Origin of the sequence: Vreelandella populi, assembly GCF_003989825.1 — a bacterium.
In the GTDB taxonomy this organism is placed as follows: domain Bacteria; phylum Pseudomonadota; class Gammaproteobacteria; order Pseudomonadales; family Halomonadaceae; genus Vreelandella; species Vreelandella populi.
This window is the reverse complement of sequence record NZ_RZHE01000002.1, coordinates 140,311-166,183: the sequence shown is the minus strand read 5'-3', so window position 1 is coordinate 166,183 and position 25,873 is coordinate 140,311. Positions and strand designations below refer to the sequence as shown.

The 25,873-nt window shown below is 53.6% G+C and carries 24 protein-coding genes; 10 read left to right on the top strand and 14 right to left on the bottom strand.

Features of this window, described 5'->3' with window-relative positions; all coding sequences use genetic code 11:
• Positions 1-15: 15 nt before the first annotated feature.
• The 8 genes from uxuA to ELY25_RS00625 all read right to left on the bottom strand — a co-directional run bounded on the left by uxuA (position 16) and on the right by ELY25_RS00625 (position 8,714).
• Positions 16-1,191 carry a mannonate dehydratase gene (gene uxuA / locus ELY25_RS00660; RefSeq protein ID WP_126949380.1) on the bottom strand — a complete coding sequence of 392 codons (1,176 nt, stop codon included), beginning with the start codon at positions 1,189-1,191 and terminating at the stop codon, positions 16-18.
• A 10-nt stretch (positions 1,192-1,201) separates the two neighbouring features.
• Positions 1,202-2,674: a mannitol dehydrogenase family protein gene (locus ELY25_RS00655; protein WP_126949379.1), complete on the bottom strand. Its 1,473-nt coding sequence runs from the start codon at positions 2,672-2,674 to the stop codon at positions 1,202-1,204.
• A gap of 2 nt (positions 2,675-2,676) precedes the next feature.
• Entirely contained in the window at positions 2,677-3,960 is a 1,284-nt protein-coding gene (locus ELY25_RS00650; protein WP_126949378.1) for a TRAP transporter large permease, read from the bottom strand.
• Positions 3,961-3,962: 2 nt separating this feature from the next.
• The gene (locus ELY25_RS00645; protein WP_126949377.1) at positions 3,963-4,544 is read right to left on the bottom strand and encodes a TRAP transporter small permease; all 582 of its coding nucleotides are present in this window, start codon (positions 4,542-4,544) and stop codon (positions 3,963-3,965) included.
• Between the two features lie 96 nt (positions 4,545-4,640).
• The gene (locus ELY25_RS00640; RefSeq protein WP_126949376.1) at positions 4,641-5,609 is read right to left on the bottom strand and encodes a TRAP transporter substrate-binding protein; all 969 of its coding nucleotides are present in this window, start codon (positions 5,607-5,609) and stop codon (positions 4,641-4,643) included.
• Between the two features lie 97 nt (positions 5,610-5,706).
• Complete coding sequence (locus ELY25_RS00635; RefSeq protein WP_126949375.1) at positions 5,707-6,729, bottom strand: Zn-dependent oxidoreductase; 1,023 nt, start codon at positions 6,727-6,729, stop codon at positions 5,707-5,709.
• 30 nt (positions 6,730-6,759) lie between these two features.
• Positions 6,760-7,971: a D-mannonate dehydratase ManD gene (gene manD / locus ELY25_RS00630; protein WP_126949374.1), complete on the bottom strand. Its 1,212-nt coding sequence runs from the start codon at positions 7,969-7,971 to the stop codon at positions 6,760-6,762.
• Complete coding sequence (locus ELY25_RS00625) at positions 7,968-8,714, bottom strand: GntR family transcriptional regulator (protein ID WP_126949373.1); 747 nt, start codon at positions 8,712-8,714, stop codon at positions 7,968-7,970. Before ELY25_RS00625 ends, manD begins: the two co-directional genes overlap by 4 nt.
• Positions 8,715-8,908: 194 nt before the next feature.
• Here ELY25_RS00625 and ELY25_RS18085 point away from each other — a divergent pair, with 194 nt between their 5' ends.
• The 7 genes from ELY25_RS18085 to ELY25_RS00600 all read left to right on the top strand — a co-directional run bounded on the left by ELY25_RS18085 (position 8,909) and on the right by ELY25_RS00600 (position 12,991).
• Positions 8,909-9,040: an alpha-hydroxy-acid oxidizing protein gene (locus ELY25_RS18085; protein WP_260578829.1), complete on the top strand. Its 132-nt coding sequence runs from the start codon at positions 8,909-8,911 to the stop codon at positions 9,038-9,040.
• Positions 9,041-9,075: 35 nt separating this feature from the next.
• The gene (locus ELY25_RS18080; RefSeq protein ID WP_260578818.1) at positions 9,076-9,231 is read left to right on the top strand and encodes a hypothetical protein; all 156 of its coding nucleotides are present in this window, start codon (positions 9,076-9,078) and stop codon (positions 9,229-9,231) included.
• Positions 9,164-9,385, top strand: a complete 222-nt coding sequence (locus ELY25_RS17935) for an alpha-hydroxy-acid oxidizing protein (RefSeq protein ID WP_272482554.1) — start codon at positions 9,164-9,166, stop codon at positions 9,383-9,385. Before ELY25_RS18080 ends, ELY25_RS17935 begins: the two co-directional genes overlap by 68 nt.
• Before the next feature lie 321 nt (positions 9,386-9,706).
• Positions 9,707-10,036, top strand: coding sequence for a four-helix bundle copper-binding protein (locus tag ELY25_RS18155; protein ID WP_126949372.1), 330 nt, complete (start codon positions 9,707-9,709; stop codon positions 10,034-10,036).
• Positions 10,037-10,322: 286 nt separating this feature from the next.
• The gene (locus ELY25_RS00610; protein ID WP_236995606.1) at positions 10,323-10,937 is read left to right on the top strand and encodes a transporter substrate-binding domain-containing protein; all 615 of its coding nucleotides are present in this window, start codon (positions 10,323-10,325) and stop codon (positions 10,935-10,937) included.
• The gene (locus tag ELY25_RS00605; RefSeq protein WP_126949371.1) at positions 10,934-11,911 is read left to right on the top strand and encodes a cation diffusion facilitator family transporter; all 978 of its coding nucleotides are present in this window, start codon (positions 10,934-10,936) and stop codon (positions 11,909-11,911) included. The genes ELY25_RS00610 and ELY25_RS00605 overlap by 4 nt, the downstream gene beginning before the upstream one ends.
• 54 nt (positions 11,912-11,965) lie before the next feature.
• Positions 11,966-12,991: a potassium channel family protein gene (locus ELY25_RS00600; RefSeq protein ID WP_126949370.1), complete on the top strand. Its 1,026-nt coding sequence runs from the start codon at positions 11,966-11,968 to the stop codon at positions 12,989-12,991.
• A gap of 52 nt (positions 12,992-13,043) precedes the next feature.
• Here the strand turns inward: ELY25_RS00600 and hmpA are convergent, their stop codons facing one another.
• Positions 13,044-14,213, bottom strand: coding sequence for an NO-inducible flavohemoprotein (gene hmpA / locus ELY25_RS00595; protein WP_126949369.1), 1,170 nt, complete (start codon positions 14,211-14,213; stop codon positions 13,044-13,046).
• 133 nt (positions 14,214-14,346) lie between these two features.
• Positions 14,347-14,640: a putative hemolysin gene (locus ELY25_RS00590; RefSeq protein ID WP_126949368.1), complete on the bottom strand. Its 294-nt coding sequence runs from the start codon at positions 14,638-14,640 to the stop codon at positions 14,347-14,349.
• 157 nt (positions 14,641-14,797) lie between these two features.
• On the opposite strand from ELY25_RS00590, the gene ELY25_RS00585 reads away from it, so the two are divergent.
• Positions 14,798-15,286, top strand: coding sequence for a pyridoxamine 5'-phosphate oxidase family protein (locus ELY25_RS00585; protein ID WP_126949367.1), 489 nt, complete (start codon positions 14,798-14,800; stop codon positions 15,284-15,286).
• A gap of 43 nt (positions 15,287-15,329) precedes the next feature.
• Positions 15,330-15,833 (top strand): CAP domain-containing protein, encoded by a 504-nt coding sequence (locus ELY25_RS00580; protein ID WP_236995605.1) that lies wholly within the window; start codon positions 15,330-15,332, stop codon positions 15,831-15,833.
• Positions 15,834-15,859: 26 nt separating this feature from the next.
• On the opposite strand, the gene ELY25_RS00575 is transcribed toward ELY25_RS00580, so the two are convergent.
• Entirely contained in the window at positions 15,860-16,348 is a 489-nt protein-coding gene (locus ELY25_RS00575) for a CreA family protein (RefSeq protein ID WP_126949366.1), read from the bottom strand.
• 61 nt (positions 16,349-16,409) lie between these two features.
• Complete coding sequence (locus ELY25_RS00570; protein WP_126949565.1) at positions 16,410-17,747, bottom strand: Na+/H+ antiporter family protein; 1,338 nt, start codon at positions 17,745-17,747, stop codon at positions 16,410-16,412.
• Between the two features lie 651 nt (positions 17,748-18,398).
• Here ELY25_RS00570 and ELY25_RS00565 point away from each other — a divergent pair.
• A complete protein-coding gene (locus ELY25_RS00565; protein WP_126949365.1) occupies positions 18,399-20,990 on the top strand; it encodes a bifunctional diguanylate cyclase/phosphodiesterase in 2,592 nt (863 codons plus the stop codon).
• Between the two features lie 154 nt (positions 20,991-21,144).
• On the opposite strand, the gene ELY25_RS00560 is transcribed toward ELY25_RS00565, so the two are convergent.
• A complete protein-coding gene (locus ELY25_RS00560; protein ID WP_185856191.1) occupies positions 21,145-22,974 on the bottom strand; it encodes a diguanylate cyclase in 1,830 nt (609 codons plus the stop codon).
• Positions 22,975-23,298: 324 nt separating this feature from the next.
• Positions 23,299-25,851 (bottom strand): bifunctional diguanylate cyclase/phosphodiesterase, encoded by a 2,553-nt coding sequence (locus ELY25_RS00555; RefSeq protein ID WP_126949363.1) that lies wholly within the window; start codon positions 25,849-25,851, stop codon positions 23,299-23,301.
• Between the last annotated feature and the right edge of the window lie 22 nt (positions 25,852-25,873).

Below are 25,873 nucleotides of genomic sequence, written 5' to 3'. Positions count from 1 at the left end.
AAGCCATAGCCAACTCTACGGAGATAAGCGACGAATCGCGAACTCCACGCCGCGCAGCTCGGCAAGCCCGCGCATGCGGCCATAAAGCGGATAGCCAGGTGCGGTTTTGCGCTGTTGATCGTCGAGAATATGGTGGCCATGGTCAGGGCGTAACGGCAAACGCGCCCCGCCCTCTTTTTCACGGCGACGCTCCTCTTCGACCAGTGCCTGGATAACGCCGACCATATCAACGTTACCTTCCAGGTGCGGTGCTTCGTGGAACGAACGGGGATCCGCCTCGCGCTTTGTGGCACGCAGATGGATAAAGTGAATATGCGGGGCAAAGTGGCGAGCCATGGCAACTAGGTCGTTGTCTTCACGAACACCATAAGAGCCAGTGCAAAACGTTAGACCATTGGCCGGGCTGGGCACGTGATCCAACACCCACTGTGCATCCTCATGAGTTGACACTACACGCGGCAAGCCCAGAAGCGGCCGGGGTGGATCATCCGGGTGGATCGCCATACGAATGCCGACTTCTTCGGCCACAGGAATAATTGCCTGTAAAAAGTAGCCAAGATTTTCGCGCAGCTTTTCAGCATCAATATCAGCATACTCCGCCAGCACATCCCGAAACTGATCCAGCGTATAGTGCTCTTCAGCCCCAGGCAGCCCGGCAATCAGTGTGGTCACCAGCTTGTCGCGGGCGGTCTGGTCAAGCGTCTCCAGGTAGCGTTGCGCCATACGCTTATCCGCTTCGCTATATTCAGCCTCGGCCCCTGGCCGCTTAAGAATATAAAGATCAAAAGCGGCAAACGCGGTGTGATCAAAGCGCAGCGCCAGCGCACTATCCGGCATTACATGGACAAGATCCGTGCGCGTCCAGTCGAGCACCGGCATAAAGTTGTAGCACACCGTGTCGATGCCACAGGCCGCCAAATTGCGCAGCGTTTGGCAGTACGTCTTAATCAACGCATCACGCGCTGCAATGCCTTGCTTTATCGCTTCATGAACCGGCACGCTTTCAACCACCGACCAGCTTAGCCCAGCGGCCTCAATCATGGCTTTGCGCGCTTGAATCGCCTCGACCGGCCACACCTGATCGTTGGGTATCTCATGCAGTGCCGTCACAATACCAGTCGCGCCGGTCTGACGAATTTCTTCAAGACGTATGACATCGTTAGGGCCAAACCAGCGCCAGGTATGTTCCATAGATAACTCCCTATTCTTCGATGCCTAGCGCTGCAAGTGCAGCGCTTAACCCGTCTTGAATTAAGGTGCGGTAAGCCGCTAGCACATCGTCAACAAATGGCTGATTCGCCGCCAACGCAGGCGGCACAATCTCATCAATGGCTAAAAAGGCGTTTACCAGCGCGACCGGATGGCCACCGTGAGTCTGGTGCAGCTCAGCAAACTGTTTTGCCATAGGATCATCAACGGTATAGGGCTTGCCATTTAGCTCTTGGCCATCGGTATAACGAATCCATGCGGCCATGCCCAGCGCCACGCAGGGAGACGCCTGCCCGGTACTGGCCCGCTCAAGCGCTCCGCTTAACCAGCGCTGGGGTAGTTTCTGGCTACCGTCCATGGCAATCTGCTGAAGCCGGTGGCGCAAGCTGTCATTGGCAAATCGCGCCAGCAGTGAATCCGCGTAGGCAGTCAAGTCTGTACCTTCGGGCATTTCAAGCGTGGGAGCGGCCTCTTCAAGCATATAGCGGCGTAGCAGCGCACGCAGCGGTGTATGGCTGACGCCGTCGAAGACCGTTTCAATACCCTCTAACGCGCCAAGATAGGCGAGCAGTGAATGGCTACCGTTAAGCATGCGCAGCTTCATGGTTTCAAACGGCGCCACATCACTTACCATCTCCACGCCTTCCTCTTCCCAGTCTGGCCTTCCCAGCGGAAAGTGATCTTCAACCACCCATTGTGAAAACGCCTCGCCCACCACGGCATTAGGGTCGTTGACGCCAAGCTCGGCAAGGCGTTCAAAGTCAGCATCGGTCATCGCGGGCACAATGCGGTCGACCATTGAGCTTGGAAACGCCACCTGCTCTGCGATCCACTCAGCCAGCGCGGCGCTGCGCTGTTCGGCAAGGCGCACAACTGCCATTCGGGTGCGCTGGCCGTTATGGGGCATGTTGTCACAAGAAAGAACCGCAAACGGCTCGATACCTGCCGCGTGACGTCTTGCTAGTGCTTCTACCAATAACCCAGGCGCCGTACGCGGCTGCTGGGGGGAGGCGATGTCACCTGCCACCATAGGGTCATCAACCCTTAACTCGCCGGTGGCCGGATTAAGAAAGTAGCCCTTTTCAGTTACGGTCAGCGTGACAATACGGGTACTTGGGGCTGCCATTCGATCCAGTAGCGCTTCTCTATCCCGCCCCCAATTGCCCGAGGCGTCTCGGCCTGAAAAAAGCGTCTCCTCGATTACGCCGATTTCACGTAGTGTAAGTGTCTGACTGTCAGCATATTCCGCTACCTGATAGCGGTAGCCAGCCTTTTGCAGGCTATCTACCAGATCAACGCTTGAGCGGAGATTCGCGCTACACACGCCCCACTCACCGTCGCCACTGCGCTGACGGTAGCGTTCAAGATAAACCGCCTGATGGGCGCGATGAAACGCCCCCAGGCCAAGATGAACGATACCGATTTGGCCGGTTCGGGGCGTTGCATTAATACGTTGCATAGACATGCCTAGTTACTCCCCATCAACAGATTGGGCAGCCACAGCGAAATGGCCGGCACGTAGGTCACCAGCATCAGCACCGTCAGGTTGCACAGCAGGAAAGGTACAATCGCACGGGCAACCGTCAGCATGGGCAGCTTGCCGATACCCGCCACCACAAACAGACATACGCCAACCGGCGGTGTGGTCAGACCGATCATCAGGTTAAGTACCGCAATTACGGCAAAGTGCACCGGGTCCACGCCAACGCCAGTGGCAACGCCCACTAATGCGGGGAACAGAATGATCAGCGCGGCGATAGTTTCCATAAAGGCGCCAACGAACAGCAGGATCAGGTTCAGAATCAGCAGTACGATCAGCGGGTTTTCGCTGATGGAGAGAATCAGTGTGGCGATCATCTGCGGGATCTGCTCGCTGGTCAGGATCCAGCCGAACAGGTTGGCCAGGCCTACCATCAGCAGCAGCGCCGACGAAGTCAGAACGGTATCGACCAGAATCGCGGGCAGCTTTCTCCAGGTAAGCCCTTTATAGACATACATGCCCACCACCAGCGCATAAAGGCAGGCCACAATCGAGGCTTCAGTGGGGGTAAAGAAGCCGCCAATAATGCCGTAGAGAATAATTACGGTCATTAGTAGCGCCCAGAAAGCCGTTTTGGCTTCGCGCAGAAGCTGCATGACCGGTACCCGCTTCTCTTTGGGATAGCCCCGGCGAACGGCCAGAATGTATACCGTCACCATCATGGCAAGCCCCATCAGAAGGCCTGGAACCGCACCCGCCAGAAACATTCGGCCAACCGAAATACCGCTTAATGAACCCGCGATAATCATGGGTACGCTAGGTGGAATAATCGGCCCCACGGTCGAAGATGCAGCCGTAACGGCCGCCGCAAACGGCTTATCGTAACCAGCCTTCGCCATGCCGGGGATCATCACCGAGCCGATACTGGCAGAATCTGCTACGGCAGTGCCGGAAATGCCGCCAAAAATCATTGAGCCGCCCACGTTAGCAAGCCCTAGTCCGCCACGGATATGCCCAAGCAAGGCATTGGAAAAGCGCACGATGTGTTCGGTGATATTACCCACGTTCATCAGATTACCGGCCAGCACAAAGCCCGGAATACATAGCAGAACGAAGGTATCGATGCCCGCGTACATGCGCTGAGGCACAATGGTCAGCGAAATGCCTTCCATCAGCAGATAGGCAGTTGATGCGATGCCGAGGGCGAAGGCAATGGGCATGCCCACGACCAGCAGTATTAGAAAAACGCTGAATAAAATGATGACTTCCATGCTCAGGACTCCTGTTCACGGGGGGCAGAGGAGCGACACATCGCGAGGATTCCCTCAAGACACCCCAGCGCGCTGTAGAGCAGGAGCAGCGCATAGGTCACGACCGTCGAGAAAAAGATATACAGCATGGGAACGCGCAGCGTCGGCGAAGTCTGCCAGGTGCCGTTCTGGGCATACTGCCAGGCGTAGGGCAGCACCAGAAAAGCAAACACGCCGATCATCAAACAGATCAGCGCTTGAAACGCCGCTTTCATGCGTGGACCCAGCATATGATGGAAAAGCTCGACGCTGATATTGCGGTTTTGACGCATGACCACGCCCACTGACAGCGCCACCATGTAGATGAACAGATAGCGCGAAAGCTCTTCGGTCCAGGAAATGGAGATCGGCAGGAACAGCCGCGAGCACACCTGAAGCAGCACCGTACCCGCAATGGCGATCAGCGCAAGCACCGCCAGCGTCAGAAAACAGGTATCCACCCAGCCGATCAGGCGCCCGACGGGGCCTTGCAGCTTGGGCACCGTCGACATCGCATCCAGACTCTCCAACGCTTCTTGCTCAAGCGCTTTTTGATCCGAGCTCATAAACGTATCCTCGTGGGACAAACAGCTCTTGCAGACAGAAATTGCAAACTGAAGATGGGCCGGCACGCGGCCAGCCCATCCTCGTTACCAACGGTCTTACAGGTCTTGAATGGCGTCGAAAAGCTCACGCTGTTCGGGCGTCAGTGCTTCCAGTACCGCCGGACGGGCCGCTTCAGCGAAGGCATCTACATCCACCTCGATGAATTCCATGCCACGCTCCTGAAGTGCCTGCTCCAGACGTTCCTGGTCTTCAACGAACAGCTCGGATTCAAAGGCCTGCATGGTCTCGGCCGCATCACGCACTACCTGCTGCAGCTCATCAGGCATCTTTTCCAGCTGGTTGCGGCCGATCACTACGTAGATCCAGCTGCGTACATGGCCGGTCATGTTGACGTAGTCCTGCACCTCGTTGAAGCTGGCACTCTCGATCAGGCTCAGGGGGTTTTCCTGGCCTTCAAGGGTGTTCTGCTGAAGAGCGGTAAATACTTCGCTGAACGCCATGGGCGTAGGGCGTGCGCCCATGGCCTGCCAGGTGTCCACGAACAGCGGCACGTTAGGCACGCGCAAGCGCAGGCCATCCAGCTCTTCTGGCGTGCGGATGGGCCGGTTGGAGGTCAGCTCGCGGGCGCCGCGCTCGAACCAGGCCAGCGGCACCAGGTTGGTACGCTCGATGATTTGCTCTTCGATTTCAGCACCAATCTCGCCGTTCACCGCGTTGTGAAGGTGTTCGGAGTCGCGGAAAGCGTAGGGCACGGCCATCATGGCGGCCTTAGGCGCCCAGTTCTGTAGGCTCTCGCCGGTAATGGTCATGTCCGCGGTGCCCAGCTGGATGCTGTTGATCACGTCCATTTCGCTGCCCAGCTGCTCGCTGGGATAGAGCCGCACCTCGATACGCCCGTCAGAGTTGGCTTCTACCTCCTCCTTGAACTTCTCGGCCGCCTGGTGCCAGATATTCTGTTCGTTGGCCAGATGCCCAAAGCGTAATGTGTAATCAGCAGCCAGCGCCGATTGCGCGCTGAATACCATCGTTGCAAGTACGGCACTGGTTAATAGCTTCTTGATCATTTTTATCACTCCTGCACTTTCGCGTTATAGGTTGTTAGTCGCGCTTGACTGTTTTTGAAACAGATTAGTGAGATAGCGTGGTGAGTTGGCGTGCCTCTCAGGCGCTGATCTGAATCAGTACCTTGCGGGCTTCTTCAGGGCGGTGGTCGAGCATATCGATGGCGTCGGGCATCTCGCTTAACGGTAACCGGTGGCTAACGAGCGCCAGCGGGTCCAGCTTGCCACTTGCCATGAGCGCAAGCACCTCCGGAAACTTTCGGTTATTGAGCCGCGAGCCGACCAGGGTCAGCTCTTTCTTGATCACTTCCAGCTGTATCAGATCGCTTGGCTGCACGCTGAAGCCGAGCAGGCCGATTCGCCCAGCGGGCGACGCCAGGCGCAGCATCTGTGGCAGTAGCGCCGGCACGCAGGCGGCATCGGCAATCAGCGGCACGCCCTCGCCTTCGGTCAGCGCCAGAATCTCTTTTTCTACATCCTGGGTGCGGCTGTTGAGCACGTGAGTAGCCCCCAACTCTTTGGCCGCAGCCAGCCGCTCGTCAATCACGTCGGTGACGATGATCTCGTCGATGCCCATGGCGCGGGCCATCTGCAGGATGGTCATGCCGATCATGCCGGCGCCCAGAATCAGAAGCCGGTCGCCGCGGTGCGGCTGCATGCGGTCCAGCACGTTGGCGGCGATGGTGTAAGGCTCGACGAGTGCGGCGGCGTCCAGCGAAATATGCTCAGGCACCTGGTGCACGTTGGCCGCCGGCACGGAGACGAACTCCTCAAAACCGCCGTTGCGGTGCACGCCGATCACTTCCAGGGCGCTGCACACGTTGGGGCGGTTGATGCGACACGGATAGCAGGTGCCGCAGCTGATGACGGGATCGACGCAGACACGATCGCCGACGCTCACATCCGGTACGCCCTCACCCAGTGCCTCCACAACGCCGGAAAACTCATGCCCGGTAATGCGTGGAAAGCGCACGAAGGCGTTGTCGCCGTGGATGATATGCATGTCCGATCCGCAGATGCCAGCGAACGCCACGCGTACCAGCACCTCGCCCGCCGCCGGAGTGGGAACTTCAACCTCGGCGACCTTGAAGTCGTGAGGTGCATTGACCTGAAATGCTTTCATGGATGCGAAACTCCTTACCCGTTCTTTAGATCACCAATGCCAGAGGGTGCCGTCTTCCAACCGGTTGACCGGCAGGCTGGCGCGCTTGTAGGGATACTGTTTGGCAAGCTCCTCGTCGATATCGACGCCGTGCCCCGGCGTTTCACCGACGATAAAGTGGCCATCCTCAAACCGGTAATCGTGAGGGAACACCTCGTTAGTCGCATTGGTATGAGGCATGTACTCCTGAATACCAAAGTTGGGCACCCAGGTATCAAAATGGATAGCCGATCCCAAGCAAACCGGGGAAAGATCGGTCGGCCCGTGGAAACCAGTCCGCACGTGATAAAGGCCCGCTAAATCAGCAATTCGGCGTACATGAGTGATACCGCCTGCGTGAGTAAGCGTGGCGCGAATATAGTCAATCCACTGGTTTTCAATCAGCGATTTAGCGTCATACAGACTATTGAACACTTCGCCCACGGCCAGCGGCGTGGTGGTGTGCTGGCGTATAAGGCCAAACGCTTCCTGGTTTTCAGCCGGTACGCAGTCTTCAAGCCAAAACAGGTGATAAGGCTCAACTTCCTTGCCTAAGCGGGCAGCTTCAATGGGCGTCAAACGGTGGTGTACATCGTGCAGGATATGCAAATCGTCACCGAAGCGCTCACGTACGGCAGCAAAAAGTTTGGGCACATGGTTCAAATACTTGCTGGTGCTCCACACGTGCTCGGCGGGCAAATCGGCATCTGCAGGCTCGTAGGGCTCGCCATCTTTCTTGGCAACACCATAAATACTGGCGATTCCCGGTACGCCTGCCTGTACGCGCACGGCTTTGTAGCCTTCATCTACATGGCGGGCGACCTCGTCAAGACATGACTCGATATCGCGCCCCGTGGCATGGCCATATACCATCACGCGCTCACGGCTCTTGCCACCGAGCAGCTGGTAAAGCGGCATGCCGGCAAGCTTTGACTTGATGTCCCAAAGCGCCATATCTACCGCGGCAATCGCGCTCATGGTGACCGGACCACGACGCCAGTAGGCGCCACGATACAGGTAGTGCCAGATATCCTCGATGCGCTGCGGGTCACGGCCAATCAAGGCAGGTATGACGTGCTCATCTAGGTAGGCCACCACGGCCATTTCCCGGCCATTGAGCGTAGCATCCCCGATACCGTAGGTGCCTTCGTCCGTGACGATCTTCAAGGTGACGAAATTGCGCCCCGGTGAGGTAACAATGGTATAAGCATGTTCGATTTTCATGGGATTGCCTCCTCAATGAGGGATATTGTTTCCTGAGCATCGAACATCTCGGGAAACCGCTGAACTAGATCGGGAAGAGAAACAAAAATCTCACGCAGATGGCGTCGCATGGCTTGCTCGGCAAGTGCTATATCGCGGTCTTCAATCGCGGCCACAATATCGACGTGCTGGTCAATCAGCCGGGCAATCGGCGTGGTATCGGGGACGCTCAGATAGCGTACGCGGTCCAGCTGTGCCCTCACCTCTTCGATGACCTTCCAGGCGGACTGCTGCCCAACACCCAGCGACAACGTCTTGTGAAAGCGTTCATCTAGCTGGTAGAAGCGAATGGTGTCATGAGGTTCGATGCAGCGACGCTGGCGCTCAAGCAAATCGTGCAGTTCTGTCAGTACCTCGGGTGGCAGCCCCTTGGCTGTTGCCTGACGCACCACGGCCACTTCTACCGCTTCACGTACAAAGCGCGCTTCCAGCACCGCGGCCTGGGAGATCTTGACCACATAGGTACCACGCTGAGGCCTGACTTCGACAAGCCCCGCTTCAGAAAGGCGAATAAAGGCTTCGCGTACCGGCTGGCGGCTGACCGAAAAGGCATCCGCTACTTCTTTTTCAGAAAGCGCTTTGCCAGGCGGCAGCAGCATCTGAATGATTGACTGGCGCAATACATGGTAAAGACGTTGGCGCACCGACTCGGTCTCCGACGTCTCCTGCCATAGTGCTTGTAACTTAGTATTGATGTTGCTCATTTGCAGCAGCCTGGATGAAGGGGCCTAGGCCCTAACTGATACAACTAGTATGGTAGTATGGCGAGATAAACAAAAGCCCCGCCACTCTATACTTTGGTTGAAGGTAACTCTGAATGAAACGCCAGCTTTATACGGGTTAAAACTACAAAAAATCTTTTAATATTGAAGGCTTGTAACGCAGCGCCAGAAAAAGACTGTCGAACTTCGTATTCGAGTATGTTTATGGCGGAAGCGATGATGAACATACGCTGCGTAATAATCGCACTGTGTTCGATCAACATCTGTTTGAACCCAGAACCATGACAAACGTGGATAGCGGGATTTAAGCACGACATTATTTGGCCGTTCTTATCAAATGCCAATGGCGATTGGCCCAACAGGATTTAACGGCATACTGACGCGTGATGGGGATTTAAAACTCGCCTCAAGTGAGCACTGCCACCTGTTCGTTGATCGCGGCTTTCAGCGCGGCACCGATACCATCAAGGCGCTGGGGCGATGCCGTCTGGCTGGGTAGAGTTACGCTTTACGGGTTGGCGGCTGGAGGCCAGGCGGGTACGCAGCATGCGCTGAACTTGCTGCGAGGAGAGGTAGACAGGACTCTGAGTCTGTTGGGCTTCACTAATCTCAAGGATTTAATCTCAGCGTGCCTGATCAAGCAAAAGCTTTAAGTTATTTACCTATTAAAGATTGCAAGAGCGTCAAAGAAAATTGCTCTTGCGTTTAAAATTAAATTACTCGCATATCAAAAAAATAACAGTCTCGCTACGAATAAAGTATTTTCTTGCACAGCAAGTTTATATTTAACAATCCTTCTAGACCATACCCTCCTAAATTATTGACTTTAAAACAAGTTAAACATTATTTCATCTTACGCAAAAACTTAATTCAGACTCTATTATCAAGTAACTTATAAAATAAAAATTATCCATTCATTATTTTATAAGCTGCCCTCAACTTAAAGGCGTATATTTAACAGGGGAGAATTTGCTATGAACATACAGAATTTTAAAGAGTGCATCGAAGCCTGCAATATATGTGCAGTCTATTGCGATAACTGCGCTGCTTCTTGTCTTCAGGAATCCAATCTTGAAAACATGGCTGAATGTGTTCGGCTAGATATACAATGTGCGCAAATCTGTCGTCTAGCCGTCGCCTTTATGGCCCAAGGCAGCGAATATGCCCAAGATATCTGTCAGCTCTGTGCTGATATCTGTCAAAAGTGCGGTGATGAATGCGGCCAGCATGAAGCCGAGCATTGCCAGGAGTGCGCTCAAGCGTGTCATCGCTGCGCTAGTCTATGCGCATCCATGGTTGCCTAAAATGCAATCGCAGCTAAACCCAGCATACCGTTGTGCTTTGCAATTAATTTGAAAAACAACTCATTACGTCTAACTTATAAAGTGAGCAGGGCTTGAGCGACCCCATGCTCACTTTTTTATAGGCCATATTACTAGTTTGTTATATGGATCCCCTCCTAACGGAAGCGGCTATATGATGCAAAGCAGGGATAGCTTTACACAATTCGTTTTTCAGCCCAGCATACTGATCGTTTTCGCAGTGTTAGCTTTGGCAGGTTGCCGCTACCCAGTCAATATTGAACGCCCCATGACGGATATGCAGGGCAGTGAGCTGAACATCGGTCTTTCCGAAAACCCACCTTGGGTCATCAATACCGATCAGGGCCCGGCTGGATTGGAAGTCGAAATCATCCGTGCGCTTGCAGAAAATATGGATGCCACCATTAACTGGCACTGGGATAGCGAGGGTAATCTGCTAGCTGCGCTATCCCATTACCAGCTGGACTTGGTGATCGGTGGGCTTACCCAGGATTCAAATGTAAGCGCTCTCGCCACGCCGACCAGGGCTTACTATCAGAGCCAATATAGAGTCGGTGTGCCCGAAGGCACTTCCTTACCCAGCAACCTGGAGGATGTGGAGGTTGCCGTTCCCGTCGTCAACCATATTGCTCAAGCGCTTAAAAAAGAGGGCGCGATCCCTCACCCTACCTCTGACCTTGGTAAACACAATGAAGCGGTCGCTAACCCCTCATGGTGGCTTAAGGCGTATGGCTATCAGGTAGGCGATTGGGAAATCGCGACCGACCATCATGTAATGGCGCTACCCAAAGGGGAAAATGCCTGGATGCTGGCCGTGCAGCGGCATCTAAATAGCTACCCTGATATTGAACAACGCCTCCAACGGCTGGAGGCAGGCCAATGAAAATACGTCAGCTTTATCGCCTGCCACCGGATAAACAGCAGGATCTCAACTATCTCATCCGCCTTGAATGGTGGAATTTAGCGTTTCGTATTTCCATCGTCGCGATACTGGGTACGGTATTGGGGAACAGCCAAGCAATGAAAGTCGCGTGGTTGGAAGACATGCTTTCACTCATTCCGCCTATCGCCTTCTTGTTGGCCGTCCGATTTCGCAAACGCCCACCTAACGAGACATACCCATATGGGTATCAACGCGCCACTATTATCGCCTTTTTATGCACAGCGACTGCACTAAGCGCGATGGGCCTGTTTCTACTGGGGGATTCGTTATTAAAGCTTGCCCAACAAGAGCACCCGAGTATCGGCGCCATTACTCTGTTTGGTGAGACGATATGGATGGGCTGGCTGATGGTTGGCGTGCTTATCTACAGTGTTATTCCGCCTGTCATCATCGGCCGTTTACAGATTAAAGCCGCCGCAAAAGTGCATGAAAAGACCGTGTTTGCTGACGGAAAAATGAGCAAAGCCGACTGGATGACGGGACTGGCTGCCATTGTGGGTGTGCTGGGTGTGGGAGCCGGTTTTTGGTGGGCTGATGCTGTTGCGGCGGCCATTATCGCCCTTGATGTTACAAGAGACGGAATTATCAACTTAAAGGAGGCCATAGGAGACTTGCTCGATCGTCGTCCTCATTTTACGTCTCAAGAAGAACCGGAGTACATGGAAGAAGCGCTTGAAGCCGAGCTTTGTGCTATGCCCTGGGTAGCCGCTGCCTCGGTACGCCTGCGCGAAGAGGGCCCAATCTTCAGCGGTGAAGCCTTTGTGACGCCGCATAGCAATGATGACCTGGCACGTCATCTTAAAGATGCCTCCCGACACCTTAATAATTACGACTGGCGTATTTATGAAGTAGTCGTTACTGCCTGGCCCAATGAAGAACACAGTCTTTCTCCTGCTAACGCCAATCCGCCATAAATCAACAGATGTAGCCAGCCAACATCGCCATAACAGATAGAAAGGACGCTTTATATGACAGGAAACACACTGGCTGGCGTAATAGGGGTTCTTCTTGTTTCTCTGGCCAATTACGATGCTATTCGTACTACCCTTTCCGCTTCTCACTCGGGCCCTATCACTAATCGTCTGATTAGTATCGTTTGGTCGATACTGTTATCTATCCATCGAACCCGACGCTGCCATTGGCTACTCGCCGCTACAGGTCCCTGGATCACGGTCGGGCTTATTTTAGTCTGGGTAATGACGTTATGGCTGGGCTGGCTATTGGTTTTCTGCGGCGGGTCAGATGCTGTTGTGAATGCCAACACCCAGGCATCGGCTAGTTTGGTCGAACGTATCTACTTTACCGGCTACACCCTTACCACACTGGGCTATGGCGATTTTGTACCGGGCAATGATCGCTGGCGCCTGGTGCCTACTTTGGCAGCGGCAAACGGCTTTTTTCTGTTTACGCTGTCGATTACCTACATGCTTAATATCGTTTCTAACGTTACCCAAAAACGTCATCTGGCGCTGTCCATCAGTGCGCTAGGAGAAAGCCCGTTAGAAGTTCTTAACACTACGCATGACAACGGAAAATTTACCAGCCTAAGCCAGCAGTTATCGCCTATCCAGCAAACCATCAGCATACTTGGTCAACAGCACCTCGCCTACCCTATCCTTCACTATTACCACGCAGGTAGTAGCCAGAAGTCACTACCGTTGGCGTTAGCCCGGCTTTATCAGGCGCTTATACTGGCGACCATCGCCAATCCTGATCTTAATGCCTCAACCCACACCCAGTTCACTATAACGTTGCGCGTTATCGATCAATTTCTTGATACGTTGGATAGTGCGTTTATCCACGCTGCAACGCATTTGCCGCCTTTTCCAGCTCTTGAGGCCTACAAAACCTTACCGGGGTTCGATACATCACAAAAACAGATGCAGGAGGGGTTAAGCGAGCAATCCCAAAAAGTATTGCTCGCTTATATCCAGAAGGATGGCTGGGAGTGGGAAGATATCTGGCAGTTGGCCGAAGAGAAAAACGTGCTATAACTTCAAGGCAGCCCCCTTACGCACCAATCCTCATGCGAAGGGGGCGGTTGGGCTAGGCGGCATTTAGCGCTTTCGCCGGGCCGAAATGCTCGAAATGGCGGTGTGTCTCCGCTACTCCCAAAAGCGCCAGGCTTTGATTGATCGCTTCCATAAAGCCATGGGGGCCAACAAAGTAGCAGCGGGTGTTCGGCACCAGATACTTGGCCAGCAGGTCCTGGTTTATCCGCCCCTGATGATCCCCCTGGCTGCCCTGTTCAAACACGGTAACCACGGTTAACTGACTCGGGTAGGAGGCGGCCAGCTCATCGATAGCCTCAGCAAACGCACGGCTGTCCATATCGATAGCCGCATGTAGGTACGTAACCCGGCGACCCTGGCTTAACGCCTGCTTGGCAATCGGCAATAACGGAGTCTGGCCGATACCACCGCTGATTAATAATAGCGGCTCGTCGCCGGCTTTGAGCGTTAACTCACCAGCAGGGGGTAATAGCTCGATGACATCGCCTACCGCTAGCTGGTCATGAAAAAAGCGGCTTGCCACCCCGTACGGCTCCCGCTTGATGGATAATCGGTAGGAGCGACCATTAGGCACATCGGAAAGGCTGTAGTGGCGAAAGGCTTGCACGCCATCAATGTTCAGCTTCACCCCGATGTACTGTCCTGGCGTATAGTCAGCCACCGGCCCGCCATCTTCAGGCTCAAGAATAAACGAGCGGATAACGCGGCTTTCCTGATGCATATCGGCAATACGAAAACGCCGTGTGCCCCGCCAGCCGCCGGGCTTTTGTTCAAATTCCTGGTAGCGCTGCGCTTCAAGATCGATAAGCAGATCGGCCAGCTCCTGATATAGCGCACCCCAGGCATCGGCAACCTCTGTGGTTACGGCGTCGCCAAGCACCTCACCGATGGCGACCATCAGGCACTCACCAACGATAGGATAGTGCTCGGGCTGAATATCCAGCGACACATGCTTGTTCACCACGGTTTCCATGATCTGCCGCGCCGTTTTTGGGTTCTGGCGCACGCCCACATAGGCAAGAATAGAAGCCGCCAGCGCACGCGGCTGGCCACCATCCTTCTGGTGTGTCTGATTGAACAGTGCCTTGACCTGTGGGTAGCGCTCGAACATCAAGGGATAAAAACGAGCGGTAATCGTATTGAGATGCTCCGCTACCACGGGGGCAGTGGCGGCAATGATCTGTTCTTGTGCCGGTGTGAGCATAGCGGCCTCTTTTCAGTAGCTTTAAAGGTTCATTTAAAATGCATCTTTAAAATATCAGCTTCTGTAAGGCCAATGCATGAGCTGCGTCAATAAAACGCTCTTTATAGCGCGAAGCGTAGTGATTAAAGTATTTCTAATCGTTATCAAGCCGCTCGGAGCGGTAAAGCATCCACTCGTTTTCAAGCTGCCCGCCCGGTAAACGACAATACCGGCCGCTACCTAAGCGTGTTTCTTGCACCTCGGTTTGCCCGCCAATGCTTTCACAATACTCAGCGGCCGCGCCTCGCATACTGGTTTGCGAATCGGCGCGCTCCCCTGTTGCACAACCAGCAAGCAGCAATATGGCGACCAGAGTAGCGGCATAACCGGCTCCTCCCCCGCTTGGGAAGTTTAATCTTGTTCCTTGTGATCCCACCTTTACGAACATGGCAATCTCCTTCGGTAGCCACTTACGCATTTTCACTTTAGCCCTGCCGCTTTGTTACCGCGAGCGTTTGCCGATATCACCAATGCTGGCTAGGCTGTTTTTAGTCATGCTGAAGGATTGACTAATCAAAGTACTTATTCATAAGGAGAGTGGCGCTATGTCCAGCCCGGAACATAAGCAGAAGATCTGGAAGATGATCAAGGATATTAAAGTCGGCATGCTGGTGACCTTGGACCACGACACCCCCCGTGCGCGTCCCATGCATCTGGTGCAAGAAGAGTATGACGGCACGCTGTGGTTCTATACCCGCCGCAGCGCCGAAAAGGTTTTTGAAACCGAAAGTGATCACGATGTTTGCCTGAGCTTCTCAGACCAGGAAGACGGCGTGTATGTCTCGCTTTCCGGCAAGGCCAACCTGAACGATAACCGCGAGCTGATCCACAAGTACTGGAACCCCTTCGTGGCCGCCTGGTTCCCGGAAGGCAAGGATGATCCGGACGTTACGCTGCTGGAAATCAAGGTAGAGATGGGCGAACACTGGAAATCCAAAGAGAGCAAAACCTACCAGCTCTACGAGATTGCCAAGGCGAACCTGAAAAAAGATGCCAAACCGAATCTTGGTGAAAATGAAAAATTCGGCGGTTAATTCATCTGCAAAGCGCCCCGCTCACAGGGCGCTTTTTCGTTTCATGACCTTGGTGTTGATCGGCACAGGCACGGCGTGGGCGTCTGATGATGCGCAACAAGGCAACTCATCCGCCGAATGCGAGCCCACCGAACAACAGCTGGAGGTGCTTGACCTGGTCAACGAGGCGCGAAGCGAAGCCCGCCAGTGCGGCGAGCAATCCTTTGATTCAGTAGAACCGCTCACCTGGAGTTGCAAACTGCACGATGCGGCCAAAGAGCACTCTGAGGATATGGCCGAGAACGAGTACTTCAGCCACACAAGCCCCGAAGGCGTGGGTATTGAGCAGCGTGTGGAGGAGCAAGGCTATGTATGGCGCGCCGTGGGGGAAAATATTGCTGCGGGCCATATGTCAGCTACTGCCGCAGTCGACGGCTGGCTGCAAAGCCCCGGCCACTGCAGTAATATCATGAACGGCGCCTTTACCCAGATGGGCATGGCCAAAGCCGATAATCCCGATTCTCGCTACACCACTTACTGGACCCAGGCCTTGGGCCAACCCCGTTAACCCTAGTTGCTCAAGTGCCCACCCGGCTATTGGGCTGGCGTTAGGTCGCCATAGTGCACCGCCGTCACCGCATTCTTAGGCGAGCCATCCACCAGCTTGGTGCTATAGGTCAGGTACACAAAGGTCTCGGTTTCAGCGTCGTGCATGCGTACCACGCGCATGTTCTTGAAAAGTACCGAGCGACGCTGGGTAAACACCACCTCCTGCCCTTCTACCTCAGCTGGATTAAAGATAATCTCCCCCGTTTGCCGACAGGCAACGCTTGCCTCACTGGCTTCCTCGGCAAGCCCCACCGCGCCAGAGATTCCGCCAACCTGAGAGTAGGAAATATAACAGGAGATACCCTGCACCTTGGGGTCGTCGAAGCGCTCCACTTCAATGGTATTGTTCGGCCCCAGCATGCGAAATTCAGTACGCACGCTGCCAATATGCGCATCCTGGGCAAGCAGTACAGAGGGAAATAGCGCCAACGTAAGAGTAAGCAGCTTGATGGCAATACGTTTGGGGAAAAGCATGGTTAGCTCCCTTTACAAAGTTGGCTGATGGATGAGCAGATGGCGAGTGGACTTTCACACGTCACAGCATCAATGCCGCGACCCAAGCAAATATCAGCATGCCAAAGTTGGCATGAATAAACGTAGGAATCACACTATCGCTAATATGATCGTGTTGCCCATCGGCGTTTAGGCCAGCGGTAGCACCTAGCGTAATAGTAGACGCTGGGGAACCAGCATCACCCAGTGCCGCGGCAGCTCCTAACAGGGCAATCGTCGCTACCGGCGAGAAGCCTAGCGTGATCGCTAAAGGCACATAGATAGGCGCAAGGATAGGCACGCTAGCGAAAGAGTCGCCAAATCCTATGGTGATAAATAAGCCAACGACAAGCATTAATGCAGCGCCAAGCACCATATTGTCGCCAATAAAATCAGCCGTAGCCGAAACCAAGGGAGCAATTTCATTCGTTGCGTTTAAAATCCCGGAGAAGCCGGAAGCAAACGTAATAATAACGGCAATTTGCGCCATCATGCGTAAGCCTTCCGTGAAAACATCATCCTGGTCACTCCAGCGAAAGATGCCTGCGGCACTCAAAATCATAAAACCGATCATTGCGCCTATTAACAATGAGTCAAATTGCAGTTGGCAAATCAGTGCCACAACCAGTGCTGCTACCGTGAAGATAATCTGTTTAAAGTTAAGCGGTTTTAATGGTTTTTCGGTTTGAAGCGTAGTAGATAAAGCGTCTTGATAACTGCGCGGCTTACGATAAGTATAAAAAACGGCTACGAGCATGCCTAACAGAATGCCCATTACCGGTAGTACCATAGCTTCCAGCACCATGCCCGCCGTAGCCGACATTCCGTAGGCCTGACCAACACTATTAACGTTGGCCAGCAGTATTTCATTTAAATAGATGGCCCCAAACCCAGTGGGTAATAACAAATAGCTAGCGCTCATCGAGCAGGCAAGAATACACGCGATGCCACGGCGATCCATACGCAGCTTGTTCATCACACCAAGCAAAGGCGGGATAAGGATAGGGATAAACGCAATATGCACAGGCACTAGATTCTGGGACATGATGGAAGCGGCTACCAACGCTAAAAGCAACATCCACTTTACGCCTTTATTTGTGGCACCCACGTTAAGGTCAAGCTGTGAGGCGATCTTATAAGCAAGCAGATCCACCAACCCACTTCGCGCAATGGCAACCGCAAAGGCACCAATCATAATGTAGGTAACGCCGACCTGCGCCCCCATTAACAGGTTGTCATTGAAGGTATCAACGGCCTCGCTCATGGATAACCCGCTATGCAAGGCTCCCAGCAGTGCCGATGAAATCAGGGCGATAGCAACCGGTATTTTCAACAAGCACAGCATCACCATCAGCACGATAGCCAACACTATCGCATTAATATGGTAACCGAACGCTATGGATACTAAATAGATAACCGCAAACACACTTAAACAGGGAAGGACCTTTCGGCTCATAAAGTGTTCTTGCTCAGCTTGCTGCTTTAGCGTTATAGCGTTCGCCATTTGAAAAGGCTTCCTTTTATACAAGTATTATTGGAACAGTGGACGCGCTTCTACCTCATATTTTCTGGATTATGTTCCAGCGTCGGCACGCCAAGATCCGCCCCACGATCACTTCCGGGCGACATCATACCGGCATCCTTACGATGCATCACCAATAAAGAGGTTACTGCGCAAAACACGGTCTACACGGCGTCGACCTCATCGCGTCATGACAAAAACTGTAGTAACTATGGTGCTCGGCTATACGGACACAGACAAAACCAACAGCCTACAGAAGCACGTCATGAGCCAGAAGAACAACTGCCATCCTAGGAGCCATTCCTATGGCGTTTGCCATGAAAGATTGATAAGGTCCGATCCCCTGAGGAGAGGAATGCGGTAACGTCTGAAAGCAGTGAAGATAAACTGCTACAAATTTCTCCCAACTTTTTCGTCAATACTGCGACGCCGTCATAGTGACATCGTACGATGTTTATCCTGAACATTTGCTTGGTCTTGTCTCGATGCGTCTGCAGATGGAGTTGAGTCATGCCCTTTTCTGCAGCTCGTACCCGCTTACTTACCGACCTTCCGGAGCGTTTCCGTTTTACCTTGGGAAAAGCCGACGTCTATGAGTGGGAACTAGACACTGATACAGGCGCTTTAACCTTTGGATCAGATTCTGAGATTTTTGAAGGCATTCGTACCCTACAAGAATTTTTTGAGGCGCTTCACCCTGATGACAGACAAGCAGCTGAGCGCATCACCGAAAGCATGCTATTGAAGGCAGATTGCTACCGCTACGAGTGCCGGCTGGTGAGAACCCCTGGCGATGTGCGCTGGATTTCCGTAAATGGTTTCTCGCAAGGTGAAGATGGCCAGATCGAGAACGTGTATGGCTTTACCCAGGACGCCACGTCAAGAAAGTACGCTGAAGTTGCTGCACATGGGCAACGACAGGCTCTTGAACTGGCTATGAGTGGTGCACCGCTCAAAGAAATATTAGGCCTTCTCTGTCATCTCGTTGAAGAACCATCCGGCTCCGGCCTACTGGCTTCCGTGATGCTGCTCGATGCTGATCAGTTTCGCCTAACCATGTGCGTGGCCCCGTCAATACCGCCTGAGTACCACCGATCAATTGATGGCTTAGCCGCCGGAACTAGTACCGCTTTCTGTGACAACTTAACGTTCCTTGCTTCGTCGATCATCACCGATACCACCCAGGATGAACTAGGCAAGCAATTCTTTCGCCTCATGATGCCCCTTGGGCGGCAAGCTTGCTGGCTAGTGCCTTTGCTTTCAACCAAAGGCTGCCTTCAGGGCGTCATGCCGCTTTATTGTCGAGAAAAGCGCGGGCCAACCGAAGAAGAAACTGCGTCCATCCAGCTGGTAGCCAATACAGCTTCGTTGATCATCGAACGCTATCGGGAAACTGAGGAAAGAAACAGAGCCGAGTTGCGTTTCCGATCCCTCGTGAACGCGACGAATGCGATTATCTGGACAACTTCAAGTGAAGTCGAAGTATTCACTCCCGTACCTGAATGGACGAGTTTCACGGGCTTTACCCGCGAACAGGCCGAAGGCATGGGGTGGCTTGATGCAATTCATCCGGATGACCGCGCATTCATGTTGACTCTAATTGCTCGCATGCGCCAAGAAGCGGTTTCTCTGCAAGATGAAGTACGCTTGAGGCGTGCAGATGGTGAGTTTCGTCACATGATGTTTCACGCCGTACCCATCGTGGATGCATCAGGCGCTGTGAAGGAGTGGGCAGGTAGCTACACGGATATCACGGAGCGTATAGAGTCCCAACAACGCCTGCATCACATGGCGACACATGATGGACTAACGGGTCTTCCCAACCGAGCGTATTTGAACGAGCATCTGGAGGCTCTTTTGAGCTTCACCCCCTCTGATACCCCGATCGCTGTGATGTTAATTGACCTTGATCGATTTAAACATATCAACGACTCGCTGGGACACGGTTCAGGCGATGAAATGCTGTGTCAGATTGCCAAGCGCCTGCAAGCCGCGTTGCCCATCGGCGATCTCGTTGCTCGCCTTGGAGGGGATGAGTTTGTAGTCATTGCGCACGCTCAGCGAGGAAAACTCTCTGTAGAATCAATCGCAAAGAAGCTGGTAGAGACGTTAGCCCTGCCGGTAGATGTAAGCGATTATCAGCTGTTTCCCAGCGCCTCCATCGGGATTTGCATGTATCCAGAGGATGGTCAAAGTAAAGATATTCTCATTCAGAATGCAGACATCGCCATGTACAGGGCCAAGGCCGAGGGGGGAAACCGCTACGGCTTTTTCTCGGAAGAAATGAGCATCGAGATGAAAAAGCGCATGGCGCTCGAAATAGCTCTGCGCGGCGCGCTTGACCGAGGCGAGTTCGTGCTTCATTACCAACCAAGGATTGAACTGCCTTCTGAAAAGCTGATGGGTGTTGAGGCATTAGTAAGATGGAACAATCCCGAGTGCGGTCTGGTGCTACCATCTGACTTCATCTCGATCGCTGAAGAAACTGGGCTGATCGATGAATTAGGCATCTGGGTACTAAGGCAGGCCTGTTTAGATATACAAGGGTTGAGCACTCGCCTTGGCTATCAACTGTGCGTATCGGTGAACCTTTCACCTAAACAGTTGCTCTCGCCAAATTTGGTCGCGCAGGTCCAGCATGCCCTTGATCAGGCGGGTATGCAGCCAACATGCCTGGAACTTGAACTGACCGAGGGCGCTTTCATCCATGACATGCAAGCCTCGACCCTGGCTATGCAGCAATTGAAGGCGCTTGGCGTGCGCTTGGCGGTTGACGATTTCGGAGCTGGTCACGCCGGAATTTCCTATCTACAGCAGTTTCCAATCGACGTCGTGAAGCTGGATCGTACATTCATTACACCCAACGCCTCGGAACCGCACGGGCACGGTTTCATGAAAGCGTTATCGGACATGACTCATGCGCTAGGATTGCATGTCGTTGCCGAAGGAGTCGAAGACAAGGCTACTCTCGACCTGCTCTGCCAAACCCAATGCGACGAGGCACAAGGTTACTTCATTGCAGAGCCATTACCGCTGTCCATGCTGGTTACTTACGTTGAAAAAAATGGGTATCCGTCTAATCAGCTTCACGGTTTGACCTAGTGTCGAGCTCTATGACACGGATATGTATGGGTGTTGAAGGTACGTTCTTTAGGTCTAATTCGTAAGCGAGGACGATCTGCCCCCCCGGACGTCGCGCTAATAAAGCTAAGTTAAAAGGGGATAACTTTGAGCCATACAACCACAGGTTACCGCTTCAGTCGGCGGCAACGGCCCATAATTCCCTAGGCGGTGTAGCTGTCCGGTTTCGCCCCTGCTGTTTGGCTCGATACAGTGCCTCATCTGCCATGCTAACCAAGGTAGAGCGTTCTTCCTGCGACGCCGGCACATGCGTGGCAACGCCGATGCTAACCGTCACATGCGAGGCTCCCGGCGAGTTGGCGAAGGGAAGATTGCGCTCGGCCAGCCGAGCATGAAGCTGCTGCGCGACGTAAAGAGCCCCGGCTCGGGGGGTATCCGGCAGCAGAATTGCCATTTCCTCCCCACCGTAGCGGGCGACCAGATCGCCGGGGCGTTGGACAATATTGCGAAGCAAGTCTGCCACCTGCTGTAGGCAGTGGTCACCTTCCGGGTGACCGTAGGTATCGTTGTAGCGCTTGAAGTAATCTACATCGACCATTAACAAGCTGATGGGCTGTTGTCTACGCAAGGCGCGTCGCCACTCCTCGCCGAGAACACGTTCGAACTCACGCCGGTTGGCGATGCCCAGCAGGCCATCAGTGGCTGAGAGTCTTTCCAGGGAGCGCTGCGTCTCCTTGAGCTCGGTAATGTCCTGGGTCAGAAACAATCCGCTACTGATTTCATCGTTATCGTCCCGGAGGGGCACGCTGAAAACCCGCAGCTCGTAGAGCCCCCAGGTAACCTCCGCCTCGGATTCATCACCGGCCAGTGCCTGCTGGGCCATGAGTTCAAGCTGGGTGCAGATCACTTGAGGAAAGAATTCACACAATTGCCTCCCCTGGGCATCCTCCTCGCTGAACACCGGATGCAGGCGGCTGAATTGACCCTCGGCGAAAACGATACGCAGTTCCTGATCGAACACGACGACATGACCGTTGGGCAGGTGATGAGCAATAGCCTGACTCAGGCGGGCAATTCGCAGCTCGCCCTTACGCGCCTTGTCGGCCGTATGCATAGCGCGATTGATAAAGCGAACCATGACCACAGTGCCCGACGTCAGCAGAATGAAAACCAGAGCGTTGCGCATAAACGTCGGATAAAGCCCCTGCATAAACGAGCCATAATCGTAGGAGGCCGTCACTACGACGGGGTATCCGTTCAACCGGCGGAAACTGGTGTACTTCGTCACACCATCCAGCGGCGAGGCATTCAGCCAAGTCCGTACTTTGTAATCACCGAGTTCGGCGGCCAGGGCCGCTTTCGATGCCTCGGTCTGGTAGTGAACGAACGGAGGCACCAGCGTGAGTAGTGTCCCGTCGTTACGGAACATGCCCAGGCGTAGATACGAGTCTTTGCGAACATTTGAGTAAAACGCCTCGAAGTAATCGATGTTCAAGGAGGCCATGATGACGCCCTGAAACTCGCCATGGCGCCCTCCCATTCTGATGCTCACCGGCAGCAACGGGCGCCCCGAACTACGGCCGATAATCGGCTCGCCGACATACTGATACATCCCGCTGGCATGGGCCTGAAAGTAATCTCGGTCACTAACTCCTACATCGATCAACGCAGACGATTCTACAGATGAAAGGCGCACCTGGCCCAGAGAATCCACGATAATGAGCGAAGTCAGTTGAGGGGTGCGTGCGAGCAGCTTACGTAGCGATTGCAAGTACGCAGGATCAGCGGCAAGCGTATCCAGCCCCCTGTCCAGCATATCTTCTTGAACCTGGATGAGGACCGTCTCTGCCGCGGCCAAGGAAAGCTGGGCATGTTCGGCTAGCAGCGTTGTCTGGGCGTTCAGGGATTCATGAAGGTTAGCGAGCCGGGACTCATACTCGTAGCAATTATCGAGTATAAGCAGCCCTCCGAGAGCGAGGACGCCGAGGGTGCCCAGGCTAATCACTAAACGCCTCGGCGAAAAAGACCGCAAAATAATGGTAAGCAAGGATTTTACCCGAACCTGTTGAAACCGGCATCAAACGGCCTGTTAGGCCGGCATAGGCAGTAAGATGGCACGTATAGTTCCACCCCACTGTAATGATTTTTAATGGACCAGCTTATTATCACTTAGCTGAGTTGCTTTGGAGGCGAGAATTAGCGGCAGAAATACACGTTATTTAATCAACATAAGGCATTCATGTTTTAAAATTTTTATATATCAATCATTTAACAATTATAAACGTGTGCGACCCCCTGTGCACTTTTGGAGCAACGTCTCCGGACATGCTCAGCTTAACTCCACTTCCTCGACAACTTGTCTAAACAGCATGGGCGACACAGGACGGCCCAGGTAAAATCCTTGGGCTTGATCGCAAGCAAGCTCGACCACTTTACCAAGTTGCTCTGCGGTCTCAATGCCTTCGGCAGTAACGGTTAAAGCGAGAGCGTGGCCCATACTGATGATAGCGTTTACTAGTGCCTCACCACTCTGTGACTGATCCAAGCCCATGATGAAACTGCGATCAATCTTGATTCCGTCGAACGGATAGCTACGCAAATAGCCCAGCGACGAATAGCCGGTACCAAAATCATCCATCGACAAGCGTACCCCTAGCGCTTTGAGCTTGTTCATCATTGTCAGCGCAGAGGTAGCGTCTTCAAGCATAACGCTTTCGGTGATTTCTAGCTCCAGGCGCTGTGGCGCGATACCGGTACGTTCAATTACGGCCGCAATGCGATCCACCAGATCATTGCGCTGAAACTCCAAGGGCGACAGGTTCACCGATACAAGCACATTGTCGTTCCAGCTTAGAGCGTTGAGACAGGCCTCATGCAGCACCCAGTCGCTGAGTTCAAAGATCAGGCCTGTCTCTTCGGCCAGCGGAATGAAGCAAGCTGGGCTGAGTAAATCTCGGGTCGGATGCTGCCAGCGCACCAGCGCCTCAGCCCCTACAATCTTTTGAGTTGTTGCATTGTAACGTGGCTGGAAAACGAGACGGAACTCTCGCCGGCGCAGGGCCTGGCGCATATCCATCTCCAGCTGACGGCGCTCCATGATTCTTTCATTCATCACCGGCTCGTAGAACCGGAACAGATTGCGCCCGTTGGACTTGGCTTCGTAAAGCGCTATGTCCCCGTAGCGCAACAGGTCTTCAGCAGTTAATCCGTGATAGGGCGCAGCGGCGATGCCGATACTCGTACCGACGCTGACATCGTTCCCGTCAATCCGAATCGGTTGGTTGATTTCCTCAATCAGTCGTTGGCACAAGCGCTCTGCATCCTCATAGGTACGGCAATCGGTAGCAACCACGATAAATTCGTCTCCACCCAGCCTTGCAACCAGATCCGTATCGCGGGTGCAGCGGCTGATGGCATTGGCAACCTCCTGAAGCACCAGGTCGCCAGTGGTGTGGCCGAAGGTATCGTTGATAGGTTTGAAGCGGTCAAGGTCCAGCGCCAAAAGAAACAGCGGACGGTCGCCGGTCAGCCCTTGGTTCAAGCGATCATTAAGGTAATGGTCAAGGTGACGACGGTTCGCCAGCCCTGTCAGCGTGTCATGGTGACTGAGGTACTCGATGTGCGCCTTGGCTTCGACTTCCTGGGTAATATCACAGACTGTTCCCTGATACCCCTGAAGCTGATCACCTACCCATGCTTCACGGACAAACAATTGGCAATAGTGAAGCCTATCGTTGGTGTCACGCATTTCACAAAGCATTGGCTTGCGTCTGGTTGCATTGCAGTGCTTTGCCGCGGACACCAGCTTTGTTGTATTGTAGGTTAAGAGTTCTGACAGTGGCCGTCCGACCCAATCGTTGCAAGGTAAGCCCGTTAGTTGAGTAAAGCGCTCGGAAAGGTAGGTCAGGTTCTGATCCGGATCAGTCTCCCAGATCCAGTCAGATGCTGCTTCCGATACATTCTTGAAACGCTGCTCGCTGATCTGTAAGGCACGCTGAGCCGCCTCGATCATCTCGCTCGCATGAATGATGCGCCTGCGAAGGCTCTTAACTAACATGGCAACCAGCACGCCAAGCAAGAACAGCATCGGCAGGAACTTGTTCAGAATCGACCGACCCAACGCCTCACTTTCCCATTGTAAGGTTACAGCCTCGCCAACATCCTCTTGCAACCTGAGCTGAGGTCTTCGGGCGTCAGGTATGTTTCCCAGGTTCGCTTTAAGGCCATGCAGATCAAAGGCCTCTTGGATCACCATAAGCTTGGTATCGGTAAGCACATCGACATAAACCAAATACGAAAGCTGATCGAATTGGTCATAGGAACTGTCTGGACGTATCACCGCGGCAGATACGACGGCCGGTGTTCCTCTTACGGAAAAATACGCATACGCGATTTCATTTTCAGCGGATTCTCTACGTGCTTTGGCAAGCAGGATGGCCAGGTCACCGGTTATCCACTCGCTTGCGTCAATGTCACTAAGCTCACCGTCGATGATGCTGTAGCGGGTCACCGCATTCGGATCGATGATAAATACGCCGTCCAGGCCATAGGTTGAAAAGAGAGATGGGCCGATGTTGTCACGCTCAAAGGCCCACGGCATATTGATGGAGCCGTACGTATAGCTAAAGGCATCAATCCAGAACGCGTTATCAGCCAACACCTTACCGATTTTATCCTGCCTGCTCTCCAGCGCCCTGGCTGCGTCGGCTTCGCTATGCAGAACCTCACGTGCATCCAGCGAAAGGCTTAGATAGATCAGCGTCAGCCCCGCCATAAGAAACAAGGCGCAGATGACATAGACAAAACTGCATAATGCCAGGCGTGCCATGGCGGTGTATGGCGCCGCGTCATTAGAGGGGATCGGAGCAGGGTCGTGTGTCATTGTTGACTCGCCAGGCTGGAAA

What these genes read in the sequence shown, in the direction of transcription:
- ELY25_RS00655 (WP_126949379.1), bottom strand. Translation starts at nt 2,674, where the DNA reads ATGTCTATGCAACGTATTAATGCAACGCCCCGAACCGGCCAAATCGGT.
- ELY25_RS00635 (WP_126949375.1), bottom strand. Translation starts at nt 6,729, where the DNA reads ATGAAAGCATTTCAGGTCAATGCACCTCACGACTTCAAGGTCGCCGAG.
- manD (WP_126949374.1), bottom strand. Translation starts at nt 7,971, where the DNA reads ATGAAAATCGAACATGCTTATACCATTGTTACCTCACCGGGGCGCAAT.
- ELY25_RS00600 (WP_126949370.1), top strand. Translation starts at nt 11,966, where the DNA reads ATGACAGGAAACACACTGGCTGGCGTAATAGGGGTTCTTCTTGTTTCT.
- ELY25_RS00580 (WP_236995605.1), top strand. Translation starts at nt 15,330, where the DNA reads ATGACCTTGGTGTTGATCGGCACAGGCACGGCGTGGGCGTCTGATGAT.
- ELY25_RS00565 (WP_126949365.1), top strand. Translation starts at nt 18,399, where the DNA reads ATGCCCTTTTCTGCAGCTCGTACCCGCTTACTTACCGACCTTCCGGAG.
- ELY25_RS00555 (WP_126949363.1), bottom strand. Translation starts at nt 25,851, where the DNA reads ATGACACACGACCCTGCTCCGATCCCCTCTAATGACGCGGCGCCATAC.
- ELY25_RS00605 (WP_126949371.1), top strand. Translation starts at nt 10,934, where the DNA reads ATGAAAATACGTCAGCTTTATCGCCTGCCACCGGATAAACAGCAGGAT.
- ELY25_RS00640 (WP_126949376.1), bottom strand. Translation starts at nt 5,609, where the DNA reads ATGATCAAGAAGCTATTAACCAGTGCCGTACTTGCAACGATGGTATTC.
- ELY25_RS18155 (WP_126949372.1), top strand. Translation starts at nt 9,707, where the DNA reads ATGAACATACAGAATTTTAAAGAGTGCATCGAAGCCTGCAATATATGT.
- hmpA (WP_126949369.1), bottom strand. Translation starts at nt 14,213, where the DNA reads ATGCTCACACCGGCACAAGAACAGATCATTGCCGCCACTGCCCCCGTG.
- ELY25_RS00645 (WP_126949377.1), bottom strand. Translation starts at nt 4,544, where the DNA reads ATGAGCTCGGATCAAAAAGCGCTTGAGCAAGAAGCGTTGGAGAGTCTG.
- ELY25_RS00590 (WP_126949368.1), bottom strand. Translation starts at nt 14,640, where the DNA reads ATGTTCGTAAAGGTGGGATCACAAGGAACAAGATTAAACTTCCCAAGC.
- ELY25_RS18080 (WP_260578818.1), top strand. Translation starts at nt 9,076, where the DNA reads ATGGCGATTGGCCCAACAGGATTTAACGGCATACTGACGCGTGATGGG.
- ELY25_RS00585 (WP_126949367.1), top strand. Translation starts at nt 14,798, where the DNA reads ATGTCCAGCCCGGAACATAAGCAGAAGATCTGGAAGATGATCAAGGAT.
- ELY25_RS00625 (WP_126949373.1), bottom strand. Translation starts at nt 8,714, where the DNA reads ATGAGCAACATCAATACTAAGTTACAAGCACTATGGCAGGAGACGTCG.
- ELY25_RS00575 (WP_126949366.1), bottom strand. Translation starts at nt 16,348, where the DNA reads ATGCTTTTCCCCAAACGTATTGCCATCAAGCTGCTTACTCTTACGTTG.
- uxuA (WP_126949380.1), bottom strand. Translation starts at nt 1,191, where the DNA reads ATGGAACATACCTGGCGCTGGTTTGGCCCTAACGATGTCATACGTCTT.
- ELY25_RS00650 (WP_126949378.1), bottom strand. Translation starts at nt 3,960, where the DNA reads ATGGAAGTCATCATTTTATTCAGCGTTTTTCTAATACTGCTGGTCGTG.
- ELY25_RS00610 (WP_236995606.1), top strand. Translation starts at nt 10,323, where the DNA reads ATGACGGATATGCAGGGCAGTGAGCTGAACATCGGTCTTTCCGAAAAC.